The organism is Spirosoma sp. KCTC 42546, from assembly GCF_006965485.1.
Classification (GTDB): domain Bacteria; phylum Bacteroidota; class Bacteroidia; order Cytophagales; family Spirosomataceae; genus Spirosoma.
The window spans coordinates 8,325,306-8,346,072 of record NZ_CP041360.1 but is presented as its reverse complement, the minus strand read 5'-3'; the positions used below and the strand labels follow the sequence as shown (position 1 = coordinate 8,346,072).

Annotated in this window: 16 protein-coding genes; 7 read left to right on the top strand and 9 right to left on the bottom strand. The window is 47.5% G+C overall.

All coding sequences use genetic code 11. The annotated features are described in order from the left end of the window. Nucleotides 1-66: 66 nt before the first annotated feature. A complete protein-coding gene (locus tag EXU85_RS33930) occupies nt 67-2,193 on the top strand; it encodes a prolyl oligopeptidase family protein (protein ID WP_246859362.1) in 2,127 nt (708 codons plus the stop codon). Nucleotides 2,194-2,267: 74 nt separating this feature from the next. Here the strand turns inward: EXU85_RS33930 and EXU85_RS33925 are convergent, their stop codons facing one another. Together EXU85_RS33925 and msrA are read right to left on the bottom strand one after the other, a co-directional pair. Further along, entirely contained in the window at nt 2,268-2,792 is a 525-nt protein-coding gene (locus EXU85_RS33925) for a hypothetical protein (protein ID WP_142776323.1), read from the bottom strand. A 280-nt stretch (nt 2,793-3,072) separates the two neighbouring features. Next, a complete protein-coding gene (gene msrA, locus EXU85_RS33920; RefSeq protein ID WP_142776322.1) occupies nt 3,073-3,639 on the bottom strand; it encodes a peptide-methionine (S)-S-oxide reductase MsrA in 567 nt (188 codons plus the stop codon). A 112-nt stretch (nt 3,640-3,751) separates the two neighbouring features. On the opposite strand from msrA, the gene EXU85_RS33915 reads away from it, so the two are divergent. From EXU85_RS33915 to EXU85_RS33900, 4 genes are all read left to right on the top strand, one after another. Then, nucleotides 3,752-4,633, top strand: coding sequence for a PPK2 family polyphosphate kinase (locus tag EXU85_RS33915; protein ID WP_142776321.1), 882 nt, complete (start codon nt 3,752-3,754; stop codon nt 4,631-4,633). A 1-nt stretch (nt 4,634) separates the two neighbouring features. Beyond that, nucleotides 4,635-5,519 (top strand): PPK2 family polyphosphate kinase, encoded by an 885-nt coding sequence (locus tag EXU85_RS33910; RefSeq protein WP_142776320.1) that lies wholly within the window; start codon nt 4,635-4,637, stop codon nt 5,517-5,519. A 173-nt stretch (nt 5,520-5,692) separates the two neighbouring features. Next, nucleotides 5,693-8,134 carry a TonB-dependent receptor gene (locus EXU85_RS33905; RefSeq protein ID WP_142776319.1) on the top strand — a complete coding sequence of 814 codons (2,442 nt, stop codon included), beginning with the start codon at nt 5,693-5,695 and terminating at the stop codon, nt 8,132-8,134. 66 nt (nt 8,135-8,200) lie between these two features. Next, on the top strand, nt 8,201-9,103 hold the full coding sequence (locus tag EXU85_RS33900) for a DUF4249 domain-containing protein (protein ID WP_142776318.1): 903 nt from the start codon (nt 8,201-8,203) through the stop codon (nt 9,101-9,103). 91 nt (nt 9,104-9,194) lie between these two features. Here the strand turns inward: EXU85_RS33900 and EXU85_RS33895 are convergent, their stop codons facing one another. From EXU85_RS33895 to EXU85_RS33865, 7 genes are all read right to left on the bottom strand, one after another. Beyond that, nucleotides 9,195-10,373 (bottom strand): Gfo/Idh/MocA family protein, encoded by a 1,179-nt coding sequence (locus tag EXU85_RS33895; RefSeq protein WP_142776317.1) that lies wholly within the window; start codon nt 10,371-10,373, stop codon nt 9,195-9,197. A gap of 128 nt (nt 10,374-10,501) precedes the next feature. Beyond that, nucleotides 10,502-10,987, bottom strand: coding sequence for a GyrI-like domain-containing protein (locus EXU85_RS33890; RefSeq protein WP_142776316.1), 486 nt, complete (start codon nt 10,985-10,987; stop codon nt 10,502-10,504). Between the two features lie 145 nt (nt 10,988-11,132). Beyond that, nucleotides 11,133-12,944, bottom strand: coding sequence for an acyl-CoA dehydrogenase family protein (locus EXU85_RS33885; protein ID WP_142776315.1), 1,812 nt, complete (start codon nt 12,942-12,944; stop codon nt 11,133-11,135). A gap of 110 nt (nt 12,945-13,054) precedes the next feature. Then, entirely contained in the window at nt 13,055-13,459 is a 405-nt protein-coding gene (locus tag EXU85_RS33880; RefSeq protein ID WP_142776314.1) for a VOC family protein, read from the bottom strand. 16 nt (nt 13,460-13,475) lie between these two features. After that, nucleotides 13,476-14,822, bottom strand: a complete 1,347-nt coding sequence (locus tag EXU85_RS33875; RefSeq protein WP_142776313.1) for a TolC family protein — start codon at nt 14,820-14,822, stop codon at nt 13,476-13,478. A 199-nt stretch (nt 14,823-15,021) separates the two neighbouring features. Continuing rightward, nucleotides 15,022-18,117, bottom strand: coding sequence for an efflux RND transporter permease subunit (locus EXU85_RS33870; RefSeq protein ID WP_142776312.1), 3,096 nt, complete (start codon nt 18,115-18,117; stop codon nt 15,022-15,024). Between the two features lie 41 nt (nt 18,118-18,158). Beyond that, nucleotides 18,159-19,244: an efflux RND transporter periplasmic adaptor subunit gene (locus EXU85_RS33865; RefSeq protein WP_142776311.1), complete on the bottom strand. Its 1,086-nt coding sequence runs from the start codon at nt 19,242-19,244 to the stop codon at nt 18,159-18,161. A 201-nt stretch (nt 19,245-19,445) separates the two neighbouring features. Here EXU85_RS33865 and EXU85_RS33860 point away from each other — a divergent pair, with 201 nt between their 5' ends. Then, nucleotides 19,446-19,775, top strand: coding sequence for a helix-turn-helix transcriptional regulator (locus EXU85_RS33860; RefSeq protein ID WP_142776310.1), 330 nt, complete (start codon nt 19,446-19,448; stop codon nt 19,773-19,775). 42 nt (nt 19,776-19,817) lie between these two features. After that, nucleotides 19,818-20,747 (top strand): AraC family transcriptional regulator, encoded by a 930-nt coding sequence (locus tag EXU85_RS33855; RefSeq protein ID WP_142776309.1) that lies wholly within the window; start codon nt 19,818-19,820, stop codon nt 20,745-20,747. The last annotated feature ends 20 nt before the right edge of the window (nt 20,748-20,767 follow it).

The window sequence follows — 20,767 nt, the reverse complement described above, 5'->3', positions numbered from 1 at the left end:
GATTCTGGCGGTTTGCCGTAAATTCGTAGGTAGTTCGTTATCATTTGTTCTAACCTTCATCCGCCGATGCAATTTCTTAAACCTATTCCTTTGTGTTTCATGCTGAGTTCATCCATTGCATTGGGGCAGGCCGCCCAGCCACTATCGTATCCACAAGCCCGAAAAACGGATCAGGTCGATAGCTATCATGGTACGCAGGTTGCCGATCCGTACCGCTGGCTTGAAGATGATCGTTCGGCCGAAACAGCCGACTGGGTCAAAGCTGAAAACAAAGTTACCTTCGACTACCTGGCCCAGATTCCTTATCGTAAGCAGTTACAGGCTCGATTGGAGCAGGTCTATAACTACCCGAAATATTCGGCTCCGTCGCGCAAGGGAGCTTATTTTTATTTTCGCAAGAATGATGGTTTACAAAACCAGTCGGTGCTATATCGTCAGAAAGGTCTCGATGGAAAACCCGAAGTAGTTATTGATCCCAACAAATTATCGGCCGATGGTACGACGCGCCTGGGCGGATTCAGTCTTTCCAAAACCGGGCATTATGCGGCTTATACGGTATCAAAGGCAGGCTCCGATTGGCAAACCATTCAGATCATGGATATGAATACGCTTGAGACGCTACCCGAAAAACTCGAATGGACGAAGTTTAGCGGAGCTGCGTGGCAAGGCGATGGGTTTTATTATAGCCGTTACGATAAACCAGCCATCGGACAGGAATTATCTTCCAAGAATGAATTTCAGAAGGTGTATTTCCACCGCGTAGGTACCACCCAATCGACTGATCCATTGGTATATGAAGACAAGGCGCATCCACTACGTTATATGGGTGCACAAACTACCGAGGATGAACGTTTTCTGATCCTGAACATTTCTGAAGGCACCGATGGCTCCGAAATCTGGTACAAAGACCTCAAAGCTGGAGATACTGCATTTCAGCGATTATTTGAGGGCTTCAAGTACAATTATACGGTTATTGATAACCTGGGCGACGAGCTGCTAGTACATCATAACAACGGCGCGCCCAATTACAAAATCTCGCGGGTGCAACCTCATACGAGGAAACTGACAGACTTTGTGGCCGAAAAACCCGAAAAACTTGAGGGGGCTTCTACCGCAGGCGGTAAATTATTTGCGAATTATTTAAAGGACGTAACCACCCGCATTCATGTTTACGATTTGCCAACGGGTAAACTAGATCATGAACTTCAATTGCCTGCTGTAGGATCGGCAGCGGGTTTTGGGGGCGAACAGGACGACAAGTTTGTGTTTTACACATTTACATCATTCACCTTTCCGCCAACAATTTACCGATACGATATTGCCAGCAAAAAGAGTACCTTATTCCGGCAGCCGGAGGTGGATTTTAAACCAACCGACTACGAAACGGTACAGGAGTTTTGCACGAGCAAAGATGGTACTAAAGTGCCCATGTTCATTACGTATCGAAAAGGGCTCAAACGTGACAGCCAGAATCCAACATTATTGTATGGATATGGAGGATTTAACATAAGTCTGTCTCCCTATTTTAATGCGTTGCTGATTCCTTTTTTAGAGCAGGGTGGCGTTTACGTACAAATGAATTTGCGGGGCGGTGGCGAATACGGCGAAAAATGGCATGAGGCTGGCATGAAACTCAAGAAACAGAATGTATTTGACGACTGTATTGCAGCTGCCGAGTATGTGATTAGTCGGAAGTATACGTCTCCACAAAAGTTAGCGCTGGAGGGTGGCTCTAACGGAGGGTTGCTAGTTGGGGCAGTTATTAATCAACGGCCCGATTTATTTCGGGTGGCTTTGCCAGCTGTGGGTGTGATGGATATGCTGCGATTCCATAAATTCACGGTTGGCTGGGGCTGGATTAGTGACTATGGCAGCAGCGACAACGCCGAAGAGTTTAAGGCACTATATGCCTACTCGCCCATACAGAATATTAAGCCTGGTTTGAACTACCCATCTACCCTCATCACAACGGCCGACCACGATGACCGGGTTGTACCGGCTCACTCGTTTAAGTATGCAGCCACCTTACAGGAGGTATATAAAGGAAAGAATCCCGTACTAATTCGAATTGACACCAACTCGGGCCACGGTGCCAGCAATACCAAAAAGAACATCGAAACCACCGCCGACATTTACTCCTTTATTCTCTGGAATATGGGCGTAGCCAGTTTGAAGGAAGTGGCAGAGAAATAATTTAACTAGGCACAAAAAAGGCCAATCCTGATCAGGATTGGCCTTTTTTGTGCCTAGTTAAATTATTTCTCTGCTTACAGCTTGAATGTAATTCCTAAAAGAAGTGGAGCAATGCCTGTTCCTAATTCAGCAAATCCTCCTACTTTCTCAGCAAACATATAACGACCACCAAGGTGAACAGGAACGAAAATACCGCTTCCAAAAGCAGTACCGCTATAAATACTGTTGCTGTAAGAAACACTCTCGTATCCTAAGCCGAGACCTGCATAAAGATCAGCTTTATCCGTACTTAGGCTCAATAATTCGTTAAAGTGATATGAACCGCGAACTGCAAAGTAGAGATAATTGATTTTATCATTATAACCAATATAGCCATAGTTAAAACTACGGTAGGCTACCTGGCCACCGACGGTGAAATTTGGAGCAACACCAAAGTCCGCAGAGCCTCCAAAGGCGATCCCACCTGCACTTGCATAACCACCTACGCCAATACCCAGGTTGATAAACTTAGTCCCTTTGTCAATTGACATCTGAGCGAACGATTTCGTGCCGGCTAAAAGACCAAGGACCAGCAAGAGAGTAAAGTGGATTTTTTTCATTTGATTCAATTGTTTGCGTTAAAATTTGAGACAAAGTAAAAGCGAATCTATGGGCCTAACAAACGTTAAGACGAACCACTTATTAATCGGTCATATATTCGCCTACGCAACAAACATAGCAAACAGGGCCGTATAACCTATCGACGATGATGAAAATCATCGAAAACAAGTCATTCAGATAAGTCGATTTCATGGCTTTTTAATCTATTTGCTAAATAATACAAAAAAAGCTCCTCATAGTGAGGAGCTTAAAGGCTATACCCTTTGTGTGGTTATAGTATTAATGAGCAAGCTCAGGTTTCAATTTCTCTTTAAAAACCTTTCTGAATTTCTCAACTTTGGGAGCAACGACAAAGGCGCAATAGCCCTGGTTGGGATTATTGGCGAAGTAACTTTGATGATAGGCCTCTGCCTCGTAAAACGTTTCGGCTGGGCTGATCTCCGTAACAATTGGGCTATCATATGCCCCCGACTTGTTTAACTCTACTTTGGCAGTTTCGGCTAGCTGCTTCTGTTCATCGGTATGGTAAAAAATAACCGATCTATATTGCGTACCAATATCATTACCCTGCCGATTTAGAGACGTTGGGTCATGGCTTCGGAAGAAAGCTTCCAGTAACTCCTGGTAAGTAATTTTTGCCGGATCATAGGTGATTTCTACACACTCGGCATGCCCGGTTGTGCCGGTACAAACTTCAGTATAAGTTGGGTTGACCTTGTGCCCACCTTCGTAGCCTGATACCGCCGAGATAACACCATCGAGCGATTCATAGAGGGCCTCTGTACACCAGAAGCAACCTGTTCCAAAAGTCGCTTTAGCCAGATTGGTCGATTGATTTGTGGTCATAACTTGTGATTCTATAAACCTATCCGATTTCTCAAACCTTATAGGTTTTATTAGGTTAATTTGTCTACTTAGTTAACAGTGCTTACCCACGTAAAGTTTACCATCAAACCCTGTGAAAGACTTCAATACCGACCGTTTTCGTTACGACGGAGACAAATCCTTCAAGCTGAAAAAAGCGCCCACCAAAGTTGATGATTTGTACGAAGATGATGCCCATTATGAAGCACTACTTCGGCAACAGGCCGCTGAAATCGATAAATGGCAGGAAAAGATGTACGCCCACAACCGATACGGTTTGCTAACTGTATTTCAGGCGTTGGATGCTGCCGGAAAAGACGGAACTATTCAGAATGTGTTTACGGGTACAAATCCCGCCGGCGTAAAAGTATATGCGTTCAAACGTCCAACTGATCAGGAACTCGACCACGACTTTTTATGGCGCAGCTGGCGCGAACTGCCCGAGCGTGGCACAATTGGGGTATTTAACCGATCGTATTACGAAGAGGTACTGGTAACGAAAGTGCATCCGGAAATTCTGACACAGAGTCAGCGATTGCCCGAAAAAGTGACCGCCGATTTAGACAAACTATTTAAACACCGCTACCAGGCAATTCGGGATATGGAAACGTTTCTCTACCGAAATGGCTTCCCAACCATTAAGTTTTACCTGCATGTTTCAAAAAAGGAACAGGCCGAGCGGCTGATTGAACGGATTAAAGACCAGGAAAAAAACTGGAAATTTCAGGAAGGGGATGTGAAAGAACGTGATTTCTGGGACGACTATCAGGATGCCTACGAGACCTGCATTGCTGAAACAGCTACCGATAATGCGCCCTGGTATATAATTCCTGCCGACGATAAAAAGAATATGCGATTACTGGTCGGACAAATCATTATCGACGAACTTAAAAAACTGCCAATTTCTACTCCTGAGCCCGACGACAAACGATTTAAGGAGTTACAGAAGCTAATTCCTGTCATTCAGGCGCAGTAGTATGGGAAAAGTTAAGACAAGTACATTTCGATATGATGGACGGCAACCCTTTTCAATTCGTGAAATGCCAACCCTCATCGAGCCGTTCTACCGTGATGAAGCCGACCAAAACCAACAGGTCGACGAGCTGGCTATCCGTATGGATCAGGCTCAAAATCGGATGCATGCCGATGGCCATTATGGCATGCTGGTTGTTTTTCAGGCCATGGATGCCGCCGGAAAAGACAGTAGTATTCGGCGGATATTTAAAGGTGTGAATCCATCCCGATTTCAGATGGCCCCTTTCAAGAAGCCGGCAGAGGAAGACCTGAAGCATGATTTTCTATGGCGATTCTGGCAGGAGTTACCCGAACGCGGTATCATTGGGGTATTTAACCGCTCGTATTACGAGGAAGTTCTTGCGCTGCGTGTTCACCCGGAGCGCTTACAAGAGCAGTTGATCCCAGCGAACTTAGTCCCTAAAAACGAAACTATTCTCTGGAAACAGCGATTTGACGACATTGTCCATTTTGAAGATTACCTGTTTCGGAATGGCTTCCCAGTCTTGAAATTTTACCTTCATGTGTCTAAAGAAGAGCAGGGGAAGCGGCTTATCGCCCGTTTAGAAGACACGGAAAAGCAATGGAAACTTAGTGAAAACGATCTGAAAGAGCGGGAGTTCTGGCCTAAACACCTGCTAGCTTATGAAGATACGATCAATGCCACCGCTACCAAACAAAATCCCTGGTATGTAATTCCAAGCGATGACCGAATCAATCAACAGCTCATCATTGCCCATATTTTAACCGAACTTATAGAATCGTTACCAGTTCATTTTCCCACGACCGACAAAAAAGAAGCCCAATCGTTAATCAGGCAGATTAAAAAACAAGATAGAAAATCCTGACCGTTGTTCCTTTTCTAAATCACACTTATTGGTTTTGTCCTACGCCGGCTACCGTTCAGCTCTTGATTTAGATGGTTTATCTAATTTTTGCCTAATACTAATAGGAGTAGACATACTTTTGCGTTACCAATCCGAACCGCCATTTTAAAGATAGGTGGACTACGACAAACGCAATGAAATATACTACACTACTTTGGATATACTCTCTCTTCCTTTTTTGCCTGCCCCTGCGAAGTAGCAACGCACAGGGTTCGTTAACTACAAACAAGATTGGAGCTGCACAGGACAAAGGTGTCCGGGCAGCGGGCCTGACGGTTAGTGGCTACATAAAGGATGCCGCCAATGGAGAAGGGTTAATCGGTGTCTCGGTTTACGTAAAAGAAACGAACACTGGGGCTGTCACAAACAGCTATGGATTTTATGCTGTAACGCTGCCACCAGGAAGTTACCACTTGGTGATCAGCTATGTTGGTTATGAAAAAGAAACGAAAGCGGTCGATCTAGCGGATCGTAATGTGCGCCTGGATCTTGAACTGAAGCAGGAAGGAAAGCAATTGCAAGAGGTCATCGTATCCACGAAACGCGAAGACGATAACGTCAAAAATATTGAAATGAGCGTCAATAAGATTGACGTAAAAACTCTAAAACGTATTCCCGCCTTGTTGGGCGAGGTTGATGTTATCCGGAGCATTCAACTGCTACCGGGCGTTTCAACCGTGGGCGAAGGGGCAACCGGCTTTAACGTTCGCGGGGGAAGTATTGACCAGAATCTGGTGCTGCTGGATGAAGCCCCGGTTTACAATTCATCTCACTTATTTGGCTTCTTTTCGGTATTCAATCCTGATGCTGTAAAAGATGTGAAACTCATCAAGGGCGGCATCCCTGCCAACTACGGGGGGCGGATTGCATCGATCCTGGATGTTCGATTAAAAGAAGGGAATGCCAAGAAACCAGAATTGAACGGAGGTATTGGGCTTATTTTTAGCCGTTTATCGTACGAGCGTCCCTTATTTAAAGGAAAAGGATCGTTTATTGTAGCCGCACGACGTTCGTATGCGGATATTCTGGCCCAACCCTTTCTAAACAGCGATTTGAAAGGAGCTAAATTCTATTTTTACGATCTTACCGCTAAAGGTAACTACCATATCAACGATAAAAATACCGTGTTTCTATCGGGCTATCTGGGGCGCGATGTGTTTGGTGCCGACTTTGGTTTCAACTGGGGAAACACGACGCTTTCGGCCCGCTGGAACCATGTATTCAGCGACCGGCTATTCCTGAATACAACGGCCTACTACAGCAATTACGACTATTCGCTGAATACCGACCTGAAACAGAAAACGCCGAATGACTATTTTCGAACTGATTCCCGAATTGTCGATTATAGTTTGAAACCTGATTTTTCCCTGTTTTTGGGGAAGAATACGATTACGTTTGGCGGACAGGCTATCATTCATGATTTTCAACCTGGTACGGCTACAGCTGCCAGTTCGGGAAGTGTCCGTTCATTTGGGATAGCGAATAAACATGCTTTCGAGGCCGCGCTTTATGTTGGAAATGAACAACAACTGACTACTAAACTACAGCTTCAATATGGCCTTCGTTATTCCTTATTCAACTACGTTGGGCCAGGAGAAGCGTATACATTCCAGACTGATGTACCCCTGGGAACCCGGCGAGAAGTTGTCACAACTGTGGCGTATCGGGGAGGGGATGTAGTAAAGACGTATGGTAACTGGGAGCCGCGTTTTGCCGCCAAATACGATTTGACTGATAATAGCTCACTCAAATTAAGCTACAACCGGCTGGCGCAGTATATCCACCTGATTTCCAATACAACTGCATCAACACCCTTAGACATCTGGACGCCCTCTACCAATAACATTAAGCCGCAGGTTGGGGATCAGATTGCTGGTGGTTTCTTTAAGAACTTTGGACGCACGAAGGGAGCCGGTAGTGAGTTCGAAGCTTCGGTGGAGGTCTATTATAAATGGCTACAGAATCAGATTGACTACATTGATGGAGCGAGCCTGATCTTAAACAAATACCTCGAAGGGGATTTGCTCAGTGGCAAAGGACGGGCCTATGGAGCTGAGTTTTTCATTAAGCGAAACACCGGGGTAGTTAATGGTTGGATTAGCTATACACTAGCCAAAACCGAGCGGCAGGTAGCTGGAATCAACAATGATAACTGGTACCCGACTCGTTTCGATAAACGACATACGCTGACGTCTGTGCTGTTGTTTGATCCGCCAAATGCCAAACGCTGGAACTTCTCGGCCACATTTACCTATGCCAGTGGTACGCCAGGCACCTTTCCAACGGGTCGATTTGTGTTTGGCGATTACGTAGGGCCAATCTACGACGGCCGCAACAATTACCGGATTCCGGCTTATCACCGACTCGATCTGGCGGCCACCCTACAAGGACGCAAACGTCCGGGTAAACGAAAAGAAGATAACTGGGTCTTCTCGGTTTATAACGCGTACGCACGCAAAAATGCGTTTTCGGTTTATTTCCAGCCGAACGCCGACAATCCACAGGTTACCGAAGCCATTCGCTATTCTGTGTTCGCGACAATCATCCCTTCGGTGACCTATAATTTCAAATTTTAGTAGCGCCGACCCTCTGGGTCGGCCGATATATTGATAAACACCCGACCCGCTGGGTCGATACTACATATGCAACGATACTATATATTTTTAGCCTTACTAATTGGTGTTCTAGGCCTGAACGGCTGCACCACCGTTATTGATGCGAAACTCGATACGGGACCAATTCGGCTTTCGGTAGAGGGTATACTAACCGATCAGCCTGGTTCACAAACGATTACACTAACAACAACAGCGCCCTATTTTGATAATAGTACCGCGCCAGCCGCAACCAGCGCAACGGTTACGGTTGCTGACGATGCCGGGAAAACTTATCAGTTTGTAGATCCTACAAATACAGGTAAATACGTTTGGCAACCAGCTGGGAAAGATACCTTAGGCCACATTGGACGAAGCTACCAACTAACAATTACCTATCAGGGCGAAACGTACAAGGCTAGCTCGAAAATGAACCCGGTGCCTCCCATCGACTCGATCATTTTTGTGAAACGGAAGCTCAACCCTTTGTCAAAAACAGAAGGCTACCGGGCTGAGTTTTATGCTACTGACTTCCCTAATCGGGTGGACTATTACCGGATTCGATTCTTCCAGAATGGTGAGTTGCAGAATAAACCCAGAAATATTATTACCTCACAGGATGGGGTGTTTGGCAGTAACTCAAGTGTTGCCGATGGGCTGGCGTTTATTGTTCCCATCCGTCGGTCAGTCAATCCCGACAGCCTGTATGCGCTGAATGACGTGGTGAAGGTAGAGGTTCATTCGTTAACGCAGGACGCATTTACATTCTGGCAGCAACTGCGAACTCAGATTACAAATGGCGGCCTGTTTGCCACACCTCCAGCTAATGTTCCGACGAATATCATCAATACGAATGTTACCGGACGAACAGCAACGGGCTTTTTTATGACCTCTGCCGTTCGCAGCAGAACGGCGAGTGTAGTTCAGGCTAACATTCGGGTGCGAGAGGATTAGATTTTATGTGAATGGATAATGGATAATGTAAAATGAATAATTAGCACGTTAGATATTATTCATTTTACATTATTCATTATCCATTCACATCTTACGCTTTCAACTTAAGTTTCTTCCCTGTTTCGGCGGCCTGATAAATGGCCTGTAACAAGGTCACATCCTTTAAGCCTTCTTCGCCGGTAACGTGACTGGGTAGTTGCTTGCCGTCAAGGAGGTCTTTACACACACCGTCCATGTGGGCGGCCTGGTGGTTCACAACCGGCATCTCGATGGGCCCTTTGCTGGTACGGCCTTTCAGTGGTCCATAGCCGAACGCGGGCGATAATTCAAACCAGCCCTTCTCGCAGGAAGCATACAACCGTTCAACACCCGACGCATAGCTAGTGGTTGAGTTGGAAACCGCCCCGCTCGGAAATTCAAACTGCCAGAACATCGTCTCTTCAACATCCTTGAATTTTACAGGATCTGTTTTCGGGGCAAACTGGGCTGTCACCGAAATAGGTTCTTCGCCCGTTACGTACCGGGCTCCCTGGATGGCGTAGATGCCAACATCCATGAGCGGGCCGCCACCCGCCATACTTTTCTTCAGACGCCACTGATTAGGATCGCCACTGCGGAAGCCATCACTGCTCTCCACGAATTTGACGGCTCCAAATACTTTTTCCTGGCCTAAGCGCATAATCTCTTTGGTGAATGGCTCGTAGTGAAGCCGGTAACCAATGGCCAGTTGCTTATTCGCCTTTTTGCAGGCATCGATCATATTCTGGCAGGCCTTTGGCGTAATAGCCATGGGTTTTTCGCAAATGACGTGCTTGCCCGCTTTGGCTGCTCGAACAACGTATTCTTCGTGCATCGAGTTAGGAAGCACGACATAGACCACATCAATATCTTTGTTATCCGCAATTCGATCAAAGGTTTTGTAGTCGTAGACGTTCTCCTTCGGAATGTTGTACTTCTTCATCCATTCGTCGGCTTTTGACGGCGTGCCCGTTACAATACCCGCCAGGCGGCAGTTTTGCGTTTGTTGTAAAGCCGGAGCCAGTAGGTTCGTGCTGTAGTAGCCTAAGCCAACCAGGGCAATGCCTAACTTGCGGCCAGGTTGCCCCAGGCCTTTGGTATCAGGGTTTGTCAGGAATGAATAAAGACCACTGGATTCGTTCTGAACAAGTTGATTATCGGCATAGCCGAGCAGGGGTAGCGACAGAGCCGATGCGCTCGCGCCCAGATTACGCAGGAAGGTTCGCCGGGAATTGGATTGCTGATTTTTCATGAATAGGCCGTTCTAAGACTCGGTTAAGCTGCGTAAACCACGATACGCGCTGGAGTCCATAAAAAAGTACCGAAGCCGGGTTTTCTACCAGCTTCGGTACCAGATCGTTTACTATTTAAAAAGTGAGTTTACAGGAGCCCAATCTGGATCTCGGTTACGCAATTTTCCATATGCTCCAAATCAACGACAGTGTACACCTCACGAACGCGCCCATCTGTCTGATTGCCATCCCGGTGAAACTGGCCAAAAAGGACATCATATAACTCGCCGAATTCACTCCAGGGGCCTGTGTGTGTGTAAGATAAACAGCGAAATGCGGGAAACTCCTGGTACGAAAATTCGGCCGATTGCTCGCCCGATTGGCGAATGGGTAAGACAATCTCCAACTGAAACTCTTTGGTTACGTCGCCAGTGGCATCCGTATAAATCCATTGAATCGGGCCTGCGATGTCCAAATTAAGTCGACTGGCTTCTTTATAGAGTTCCATAGCAACACTGGGCGCATATTGCGACAGCGTCTGTAAGGTGGTGCGAGTCGTAAATGTGAGTGCGGTGAATGGCTGTGTTTCTTTTTCAGATAAAGCGTTTTCGGGAATTGTCAGTTGCGTTGTCATGATTTGTTGGGAATTTGTGAATGACCGCAACAAAGGTCGGGTGGGGTAGTGACAGCGGTATGTCAGTAGGGTTGAACTAGGTTTCCTTACAAAAAAACGAGCCAACCTTGTGGGCTGGCTCGCGGTATTTAGCTGTCGATTATACTTAAAAAATATACTTGTTCTCGGCAATCATGGCGTCGGCAATCTGACGGCGGGCGTCTTTGAGGTTCATCGGCTCAATTTTGGTGAACCGTTTCAGACCCATCAACATACCGCGTAATTCGTCGCCTTCGGCAAAGGAGGTGATAGCTGCCCGGCCAGCATTGTTGACTTTCTCAACCGCTTCGTGCAAATAGACTAAGGCCATTTGCTTTTGTAGCGCAACCGCATCTTCCACTTTGATGCCAATTAGTTTTTCAACACGCAACAAGACAGATTCGGCTACGTACACCTCAATTGCCATATCGGCCACGTTCATCAGGATTTCCTGCTCGTTCGATAAGGTCATCATGAATTTCTGTACAGCAGCGCCCGATACCATCAGAGCCGCTTTTTTCAGATTCTTCAAGACTTTTTTCTCAGCAATGAACAAGCCTTCTTCCTCATCCGATCCAAAATCTGGAATCGACATGATTTCTTTGGCAACGGCCATGGCTGGGCCCATTAGGTCGAGTTCGCCCTTCATGGCCCGTTTCAGCATCATGTCCACCACGAGCATCCGGTTGATTTCGTTCGTGCCTTCAAAAATGCGATTGATACGGGCATCGCGATAGGAGCGATCCATGGGTGCATCGGCTGAGTAGCCCATACCGCCGTATACCTGAACGCCTTCATCGACCACATAATCCAGTACTTCCGATCCGTGGACTTTCATAATGGCGCATTCGATGGCAAACTGCTCCAGGGCTTTCAATTTCGCCTGGCCGTCTTCCATACCCTGCCCTTTAAAGTCCTCGATCAGATCGTCGATGTTCTGACCCGCCCGATAGGAGGCTGTTTCGGACGCATAAATCTTCAGGGCCATCTCGGCCAGTTTATGCTTGATGGCACCAAACTGAGAGATAGCCGTTTTAAATTGCTTGCGCTCGTTTGAATAGCGGATGGCATTGTTAAGCACTTCTTTCGAACCGCCAATGGCTGCAATACCAAGCTTAATCCGACCGATATTCAGAATATTGACCGCGATTTTAAAGCCATTGCCACGTTCCGACAATAAATTCTCAACCGGTACTTTCACATCATTGAAGAAAATCTGACGCGTATCGGAGCCTTTGATACCCATCTTGTGCTCCGGCTCGTTCATTGTGATGCCTTCGTACGTACGCTCAACGATGAAGGCTGACAGGTTTTTATCTGTTTGCCCGTTCTCGTCGATCTTCGCAAACACGATATATACGTCAGCAAATCCACCATTGGTAATCCACATTTTCTGACCATTCAGCACATAGTGTTTACCGTCTTCGGAAAGGATGGCTTTCGTTTTACCCGAGTTCGCATCCGAGCCAGAATCGGGCTCGGTTAGGCAATAAGCCGCTTTCCATTCGCCACTGGCTAGTTGAGGCAGGTATTTCGATTTCTGATCGTCATTACCATAATACACAATGGGTAATGTGCCAATCCCTGTATGAGCGGATAAGGCTACCGAAAACGAGTGCCCAGCGCCCGTTACTTCGGCAACCAGCATCGACGTATTAAAATTGGTACCAAAACCACCGTACTGCTCAGGCACTGATGTGCCCAGAATGCCCAATTCACCGGCTTTGTCCATCAAAGACGAAATCAACTCTGGCGATTTGGCATTGTCGATTTCATTCAGACGTGGCCAGATTTCCCGCTCCAGAAACTCACGGCAGGTAGCCGCAATCATCAGTTGCTCTTCAGTAAATTCTTCAGGAATAAAGACTTTGGCGGCTTCGGTTTCTTTGATCAGGAACTCGCCACCCTTAATGGAGGCTTTAGGCTCTGTCGCAATCATATTGCAGTCAGTTTATTATGCTTGCATACTAATTATACGACAAAGAAAATCATTTCAAAATTAGTATGCAAGCATACTAATAATATTTTTCCTTCGGCTGTTTAAGCAAACTAATCGGCAAGTGTAGAGGTAGCGAATAAGGTGATTTGCATACCATCTGGTGCCTTAACTCGGGAGACCTCACTCCAGGGCGCAGTTGTGGGCGGGGCAACCGAAGTAGCTCCCCCGTCAATTAATTTCTCGGTTGCAGTGGCAACAGGCTCGCTAACCCGCAACGCCAGCCGAACAGGCCCCGAAACCCGGCTACCTACTTCAATCTGATCGATCCGGGCTGCATGTTTGGCGTCGATCAATTCAAGGGATGCCCGGCCTGCATCCAGAATGATCCCGTTACCAGCGTCCTCGTGCCATTCTTTCGATGTTTCCAGGCCAACTGTGTCCCGGTAGAAACTGATCAATTCATCCAGATTTTCGACGGTGAGAATAAGTCTGAGTTCTTTTATAGCTTTTTCCATGATGTGTTTTGACGTGTTACTTGATCTTTCCCAATACCTTGTCCAGATTAACTGTGGCTGTGAGGTAATCGTATACGGCCTGTAGATAATTCGATTTGGCTTGCGTCAGAGAAAGTTCAGCATCCGACATATCTAACCGGGAGGCAATGCCCTGTTTCCAGCGATCGCGGGTGATGCGATAGCCTAGTTCCGCTACCGAAATGGTTTGTTGCTGGGTTTGAATCCGAAGACGTGCTTCTTCTACGTTGGCTAAGCCAATTTTCACCTGGGCTCGTACAATCTCTTTAAGATTAGCCAGTTGCGTATTGCTTTGCTGACGGGTTATCTGCGCCTGCTGGATGCGGGAGTTTGTTCGGAAGCCGGTGAAAATCGGGACATTCACCTGTAGCCCTATGTATGAACTAACCGGCCATTTGTAATCTCCCACCTGGAAATTATTGGCCTGCGACTGCGCTTGCGCCAGCCCAATGGCCGATAGCTTCGGTTGCTTTTCAGCGATCTGTTGTACGATTTGTTCCTGGTTCAGTTTCTCCAGTAACTCCAGCCGACGCACTTCGGGGCGAGCCTGCACGGCGTCCAGAAAAACGTCTGTTCCTGGCGAAGCGAATAGGGCTTCATTATAACGTAGAGAATCCTGAAGTTCGATGACCTCCTGCTCGTCTAATCCCATCGTTTGCTTTAAAATCGTTTTGGTGATGCCAATCCGATTTGTCAGTTGAATGAGCATTGGGCGCAGGTTTTCAACGGTAACGAAGGCCCGTAGCGTATCGACGCGTGACACCCGTCCCTGGGCCAGCAATGACCTGGAATCTTTTAGCGCCTGCTCATTTCGGACAATGCTTTGCTGTTGCAGTCGGAGTTGCTCCTGCGTAATGAGTACGTCCAGATAGGCCTTTTTTACATCCGTGACGACGTTGGCCCGGACAGTCGTCAATGCTTCGCCTGTAGCTGATTCATCGATTTGCGCAACTCGGATGCCCGATCGGACACTAGCCTGAAAAAGCGGATGCGATACAGCAACACCACCCAGCAATGCATTCGATCCACCTACCCGAAATGTCGCCAATTGATCATCGCCGAGGCCGACAAAGCTGCCGGGCAGGAACGACACCTGTTTATTGAAATAATACAGATACTGTGCCGAAGCCGCCACAGTTGGCAAGGCGTAACCCCGCGCTTCTACTACTTTCTGAGCTGATTTCGACGTTTCCAGTGTAGCTACTTGCAAGTCCCGATTTTTATCAAGCGCCAGCCTGACCGCATCGTCCATTGTCAATTGCCGCACCTGGGCCTGGGCTATCTGGCTCAAGATTAGTTGGGCTATTGTTAGGGATAGCGTGGTGATATAATTTATGTGTTTCATGAGATTTTTAATGAAAAAGAATGATTGGGCCGGGTATTGAGCGAGGCTACGTGTGACCCCGATGGGGTCAAATGTTTATAGAGAGACCCTTTGTGCTATAAACATCTGACCCCATCGGGGTCACACCCGCGCTTAGATCAATTCTGCGTGATCAGGTACCAATTCCAGCCCGGTCGGATAGCCAAGCGAGAACGGGAGTTTAAAGAGCTTCTGCGTGATCAATTATTGGCTCTAATGCGCCCACTTCTTCCTCCCTATGCTTCGGTACGCGAGAGAAATAAGAATACACCGCCGGAATGATGTAGAGCGTCAGCAAACCCGCGAACAGGAGTCCGCCAACGATCACGGTTCCAAGCGAGTTGCGGCTGTTTTCGGTAAGGGCAATCGGAATTGTTCCGAAAATCATCGCCAAACTGGTCATCAGGATAGGGCGGAACCGGGAAGCTGCGGCTACCTTGGCGGCTTCTAATGGGCTAAGGCCTGCTTCCTTGCTTTGGTTGGCGAATTCGACAATCAGAATACCGTTCTTGGTAATCAGACCGATTAGGGTAATGATGCCGATCTGACTGAAAATGTTGAGCGTCTGATCGAAAATCCACAGGCTGAGCAGTGCGCCCGTCATGGCCATTGGTACCGTGAGCAGGATAATAAACGGATCGATCAGGCTTTCAAACTGGGCGGCCAGGATCAAATAGATCAGAATCAGCGCGAACACGAACGCATAGAGAAGACTCGATGAGCTTTCGGCAAAGTCGCGGGATTCGCCTGCCAACGACGTTTTGATGGTTGGCGGTAATACTTTTTGGGCAATCCGGTTCATTTCGGCAACGCCGTCACCAATAGTTTTGCCTGGTACCAGACCCGCCGAAATGGTTGCCGAAATCGCCTGATCGTAGCGGTAGATGGCGGCAGGACTAATGCTTTCTTTAAACGAAACCAGGTTGTCCAGCGAAACGACATCGCCCGTTCGGGTGCGTACGTACATGGATTTGAGGTCGTAAGGCGTATCGCGATCCTGGCGTTGGAGCTGACCGATAACTTCGTATTGGCGGTCGTTGAAAATGAAGTAGCCGTAGCGTTGTCCACTCAAGGCCAATTGCAGACCTCGGGCGATTTCGGCAACGGATATACCCAATTCGGCGGCTTTATCTCGATTAATTTGAAGTACCAACTCAGGCTTATTGACCTTTAGATCGGAGTCGGCAAAGCGAAGGATCGGGCTTTTTCTGGCCTCATCCATAAACTTCGGTAATACATCTGTGATGGCGGCTAGATTAGTACCCTGCAACACAAACTGAACGGGCTGGGATTGACCAAACCGGCTACCAATCGTTGGCGGCTGAACCGGGAACACCATAACTCCTCTGAAATTCTGGGCATTTCGGGAATAGGTCGCGAATACATCGGCCTGGGTGGTTGCCCGCTGATCGGCTTTCTTAAGGAAGGTATTCTGGATAGCAACGTTGACCGGAGCGGGTGGTCCAAAAGTGAGCGCCAGAATGGAATAGGTCTGAAACAAACCCTGCGTGGAGTCGACCGAGAATTTGGCGATCTCGTTCATGTACTTCTCGGTGTACTCGTACGACGAACCTTCGGGCGCAATCACGGCCAGACTGATCTGAGCGCGATCTTCCAGGGGAGCCAGTTCAGAAGGAAGTTGCTTTCCAATGAAGTAGATCAAACCGAACGTACCGATAAGCGTTGGGAAAGCCACCCATCGGTAGCGCAGAAACCAGCCCAGCGACTTTTCATATCCTCGGTTCAACGTCACGAAGTACGGTTCCGTTGTGCGATAGAGCCAGTTCGGTTTGGTGTGCCGTTTGAGCAGATACGCGCTCATCATGGGCGAAAGCGTCAGCGCCACAAAGGCCGACACGATTACTGAACCCGCTACGACCACGGCAAACTCCTGAAAGAGCTTACCGGTAATCCCCGGCAGAAATAAAATCGGCAGGAAAACGGCAGCCAGTGTAATGGTTGTTGAGATAACGGCAAAATAGATTTCCGATGATCCTTTGAACGCAGCCTGCAAAGGCGACATGCCTTCTTCAACTTTCGCATAGATGTTTTCCAGCACCACAATGGCATCATCGACCACCAGCCCAATCGCCAATACTAAGGCTAACAGTGTTAAAATGTTGATAGAGTAGCCAGCCACATACATAATGAAGAAGGCTGATACGATGGAAACCGGAATAGCCACAACCGGAATAATGGTCGAACGCCAGTCGCGCAGGAACAGGAACAGAATCAGGATAACCAGCCCAAAGGCGATGAAGAGCGTTTCTTCTACCTCGGAGATCGAGTCGCGAATTGGTTCGGTGAAGTCTTTCCCGATAGTTAGTTGATAATCAGCCGGAATTTCCTTCCGTAATTCTTTCAGTCGACGGTAAAATTCATCGGCAATAGCTACGGCGTTGGCTCCCCGTTGGGGTTCAACAAAGACGCCTATTGTTGGCGAATTCCCTTTCAGACTGTTCAGAATGGCGGTTCGTTCGTTCTCCGCACCTAATTCGGCGTAGCCAATATCCCTGAAACGGATAATGCTGCTCCCTTCCTGCTTGACGATCATGTTATTGAAATCGTCTTCTTTCGTGAGTCGTCCCAGGGTTCGTACGGTCAACTCGTTTCGGTCGCCTTCAATACGACCCGACGGTAAATCCACGTTTTCTTTTCGTAGGGCCTGTTCAATATCTGACGGCGTTAATTGATAGGCCGCCAGTTTTGCCGGGTCGATTCGGAGCCGCATGGCGTACTTTTTCTCACCCGCAATACCCACCCGCTTCACGCCGGGAATGGTCTGCATCCGCTCTTTAATAACTGTTGAGGCAATATTGCTGACCTCCAGAATGCTGCGGGTTTTGCTTTCCACCGCCATGAAAATTACGATGTCGCCACTGTTGGCTTTCTCCACAATGGGCGGATCAACATCGCCGGGAAGTAAGCGTCGGGCTTTCGTCACTTTATCACGCACATCGTTGGCTGCGGCTTCCAGATCGGCGTCGAGGTTAAACTCAATCGTGACTACACTAGCGGCTTCACGCGATACCGATGAGATCGTTCGAATGCCGTTGGCCTCGCCAATTGCTTCTTCCAGTGGCTTCGTAATCTGATAGGCAATTACGTCCGGGCTGGCTCCCGGATAGGTTGTTGTAACGGTAACGATGGGTGAATCTGTGACGGGATATTCCCGAATTCCCAGATAGGTTAGTCCAACGAAACCAAAAAGTATAATCAATACAGAGAGTACACCGGCCAGCACAGGCCGTTGAATACTAATTCCCGACAAACTCATAATTGGGTAAATGTTAAGTCAATAATGAATGCAATAGATGCCTAATTGACAGTTGAAATGGTGACGGGTACGCCCGTATCGAGCCGTAGTAAGTTGGTGGTCAGTACAGTATCGCCAATAGATAGGCCGTCCAGAATTTGAACGGTGCCTTTGGTCCGGCTTCCCGTTTTTACGTCCCGGCGTTCGGCTTTGCCCTGGTTCATTCGGAACAATGAATACCCCTTGGCGGTTGGAATCAGGGCTTCGGTCGGAATCAAAATACCATCCTGAGCTACGTGTAATGCAAAGGCGATTTTGGCCGATGAACCCGGTACGAGTTTGCCGGTTGCGTTGTCGCTAACAGCTTTTACCAACAAACTCCGCGTGTTTGCCTCCAGCTTCGGTTCTGTTGCCGTAACCTTGCCTACGAATTGCTGGCTGCTATTCTCTGTCGTAAAGCGAATGGCCTGGCCAGCCCGAACATCCGACGCATATTTCTCGGGAATGGTGAAGTTGATTTCCACCCGGCTCAAATCGTCGAACGAACTCAGTACGGTAGCAGGGGTTACGTAAGCACCCACATCAACGCGCTTCAGACCCAGCCGACCCGAGAAAGGTGCCCGAATTTCGGTTTTCGCCAGATCAACATCGACCATGGCTAACTCGGCCTGTAACACATTCAGGTTGGTTAAAATCTTGTCGTATTCCTGTTGGTTGACGGCTTCGGTGGCGAGCAGTTCACGGAATCGTTTTTCGTCGAGCTTCGCCAGCTTTTCCTGAAGGGCTATCTTTTGTTTTTTGGCCAGCAGGTCAGCGTCATCTAATTTGAAGAGCAGGGTTCCCTGTCCAACGTAGCTACCTTCACGGGCATAGGCCCGAACCAGTTTACGCGCTACTTCACTGACTAAATCGACTTCCTGATTGGCTGCAATAGTACCGTTGGTCTGAAGTTCGTCGGTAATCGTTTCGCGTTTTACGACAAAAACATCGGTAGCTACTTTCGTATCGGCAGGTGGCGCAGCAGCGGACTTGCTGGCAGGCGACGCTGGTTTATTAGAGAACAGCTTTGGTGTGATGAAAAAAAGGGCGACGGTAAAGGCTACGATACCGGCGATGAGCGATTTTGTTCGATTATTGAGCGTTTTCATAATAAACGAGGTTGTATTGTTTTAATGTTCTATAACTATCGAACTATATTGTTTTATGGATGTCGAACAAGGGTGTATGCTAGATGGTTTCATTCGTTTGAAAAAACAGTGAATTTTTTTGAGCTGCCTAATCGTTGTATTGGCAATTACTGTAGCTACGTTGTTTTCTACAGTCTAGAGAGAATTGGAAGAAAATGGCTTATGAAACAGTACCAGCACCCCACCGTTGACCAGATTAGCTTAACCTGTGTGTTACATGCGTTGAGTGATCCGGTTCGGTTAAATTATGTACAGTGTCTGGCTAAACTTACGAGTGAGCAGCCCTGTGGGGCCATCCCGACGCCCGTAGCCAAATCGACGATGTCACATCATCTGCGTGTGTTGCGCGAGGCTGGAATTATTCATATCCGAACAGAAGGAACTCAAAGTATGACTTCGCTACGTTTGCACGATCTGGAAGAAAAATTTCCCGGCGTTTTAGATTCCGTTCTGAAGGCGGCAAATAATACCACTTCTGTAGAAGAAGCGTAGGATTCTTAAAATTGCCTATAGTTGAATTTTACAAATAAGGCAATGGAAACTATTTCACTCGACGAGTTCTATAAACAAATTACTCCGTCCGAAGAGGGAGGCTTGAGTTCTCTGTTACCTGAGGGAATAAACAAGGAGATCGGCCATTTCAATGTATTTAGTATAGCTGATCTGACTGCCAGAAGCAAGGGCAAGTCGTTCATGCCCTATAACCGAAGAGCCTACTATAAAATAAGTTTGATTCGCGGACGAAACAGGGCTGAGTATGCAGATAAGGTGATCGACATTGAGAAAAATGCACTCCTGTTCGCAACTCCTAAAGTGCCTTATCATTACTTGCCGCAGGATATGGACCAGGCGGGATATTTCTGTGTGTTTACCGATGAATTTTTAGTACAGGCAAAAAGCGGTGTTGTGGCCGATGAACTGCCTATTTTTCAGCCCGGCGGCTATCCGATCTTCCAGCTTTCTGACGAAGAAACGGAAGAAATAGAATTTATTTTCAAAAAGATACACAAGGAGTTAGGCTCGAACTACGCCTATAAATATGACCTAATCCGTAATTATGTGCTTGAACTGATTCACTACGGACAAAAATTACAGCCTGCCACATCCTTATATCCTACCCATACGGCTTCGGCTCGCGTTTCCTCATTATTTATTGAACTGCTAGAGCGGCAATTCCCGATTGAATCGCCCCACCAAAAGCTCAGCTTGCGTACCGCCAAAGACTACGCGGAGAGGTTGGCAATTCACGTCAATCACCTCAATAAAGTCTTAAAGGAAAACACTGGTAAAACCACTACCGATATTATCAGCAGCCGGATTGTGCAGGAGGCTAAAATCCTCTTGAAACAAACCAATTGGAACATTTCCGAAATCGCTTACAGCCTGGGCTTTGAAGAGGTGGCCCATTTCTCCAATTTTTTCCGTAAACAGACGTCACTTTCACCTGTGGCCTTCCGTGCGTAAAAGCCCTGATTTGAATTTTG

Bases quoted from the DNA above. Each gene is read 5' to 3' on its own strand.
- EXU85_RS33930 (WP_246859362.1), top strand. From the start codon at position 67: ATGCAATTTCTTAAACCTATTCCTTTGTGTTTCATGCTGAGTTCATCC.
- EXU85_RS33925 (WP_142776323.1), bottom strand. From the start codon at position 2,792: ATGAAAAAAATCCACTTTACTCTCTTGCTGGTCCTTGGTCTTTTAGCC.
- msrA (WP_142776322.1), bottom strand. From the start codon at position 3,639: ATGACCACAAATCAATCGACCAATCTGGCTAAAGCGACTTTTGGAACA.
- EXU85_RS33910 (WP_142776320.1), top strand. From the start codon at position 4,635: ATGGGAAAAGTTAAGACAAGTACATTTCGATATGATGGACGGCAACCC.
- EXU85_RS33905 (WP_142776319.1), top strand. From the start codon at position 5,693: ATGAAATATACTACACTACTTTGGATATACTCTCTCTTCCTTTTTTGC.
- EXU85_RS33900 (WP_142776318.1), top strand. From the start codon at position 8,201: ATGCAACGATACTATATATTTTTAGCCTTACTAATTGGTGTTCTAGGC.
- EXU85_RS33895 (WP_142776317.1), bottom strand. From the start codon at position 10,373: ATGAAAAATCAGCAATCCAATTCCCGGCGAACCTTCCTGCGTAATCTG.
- EXU85_RS33890 (WP_142776316.1), bottom strand. From the start codon at position 10,987: ATGACAACGCAACTGACAATTCCCGAAAACGCTTTATCTGAAAAAGAA.
- EXU85_RS33885 (WP_142776315.1), bottom strand. From the start codon at position 12,944: ATGATTGCGACAGAGCCTAAAGCCTCCATTAAGGGTGGCGAGTTCCTG.
- EXU85_RS33880 (WP_142776314.1), bottom strand. From the start codon at position 13,459: ATGGAAAAAGCTATAAAAGAACTCAGACTTATTCTCACCGTCGAAAAT.
- EXU85_RS33875 (WP_142776313.1), bottom strand. From the start codon at position 14,822: ATGAAACACATAAATTATATCACCACGCTATCCCTAACAATAGCCCAA.
- EXU85_RS33870 (WP_142776312.1), bottom strand. From the start codon at position 18,117: ATGAGTTTGTCGGGAATTAGTATTCAACGGCCTGTGCTGGCCGGTGTA.
- EXU85_RS33865 (WP_142776311.1), bottom strand. From the start codon at position 19,244: ATGAAAACGCTCAATAATCGAACAAAATCGCTCATCGCCGGTATCGTA.
- EXU85_RS33860 (WP_142776310.1), top strand. From the start codon at position 19,446: ATGAAACAGTACCAGCACCCCACCGTTGACCAGATTAGCTTAACCTGT.
- EXU85_RS33855 (WP_142776309.1), top strand. From the start codon at position 19,818: ATGGAAACTATTTCACTCGACGAGTTCTATAAACAAATTACTCCGTCC.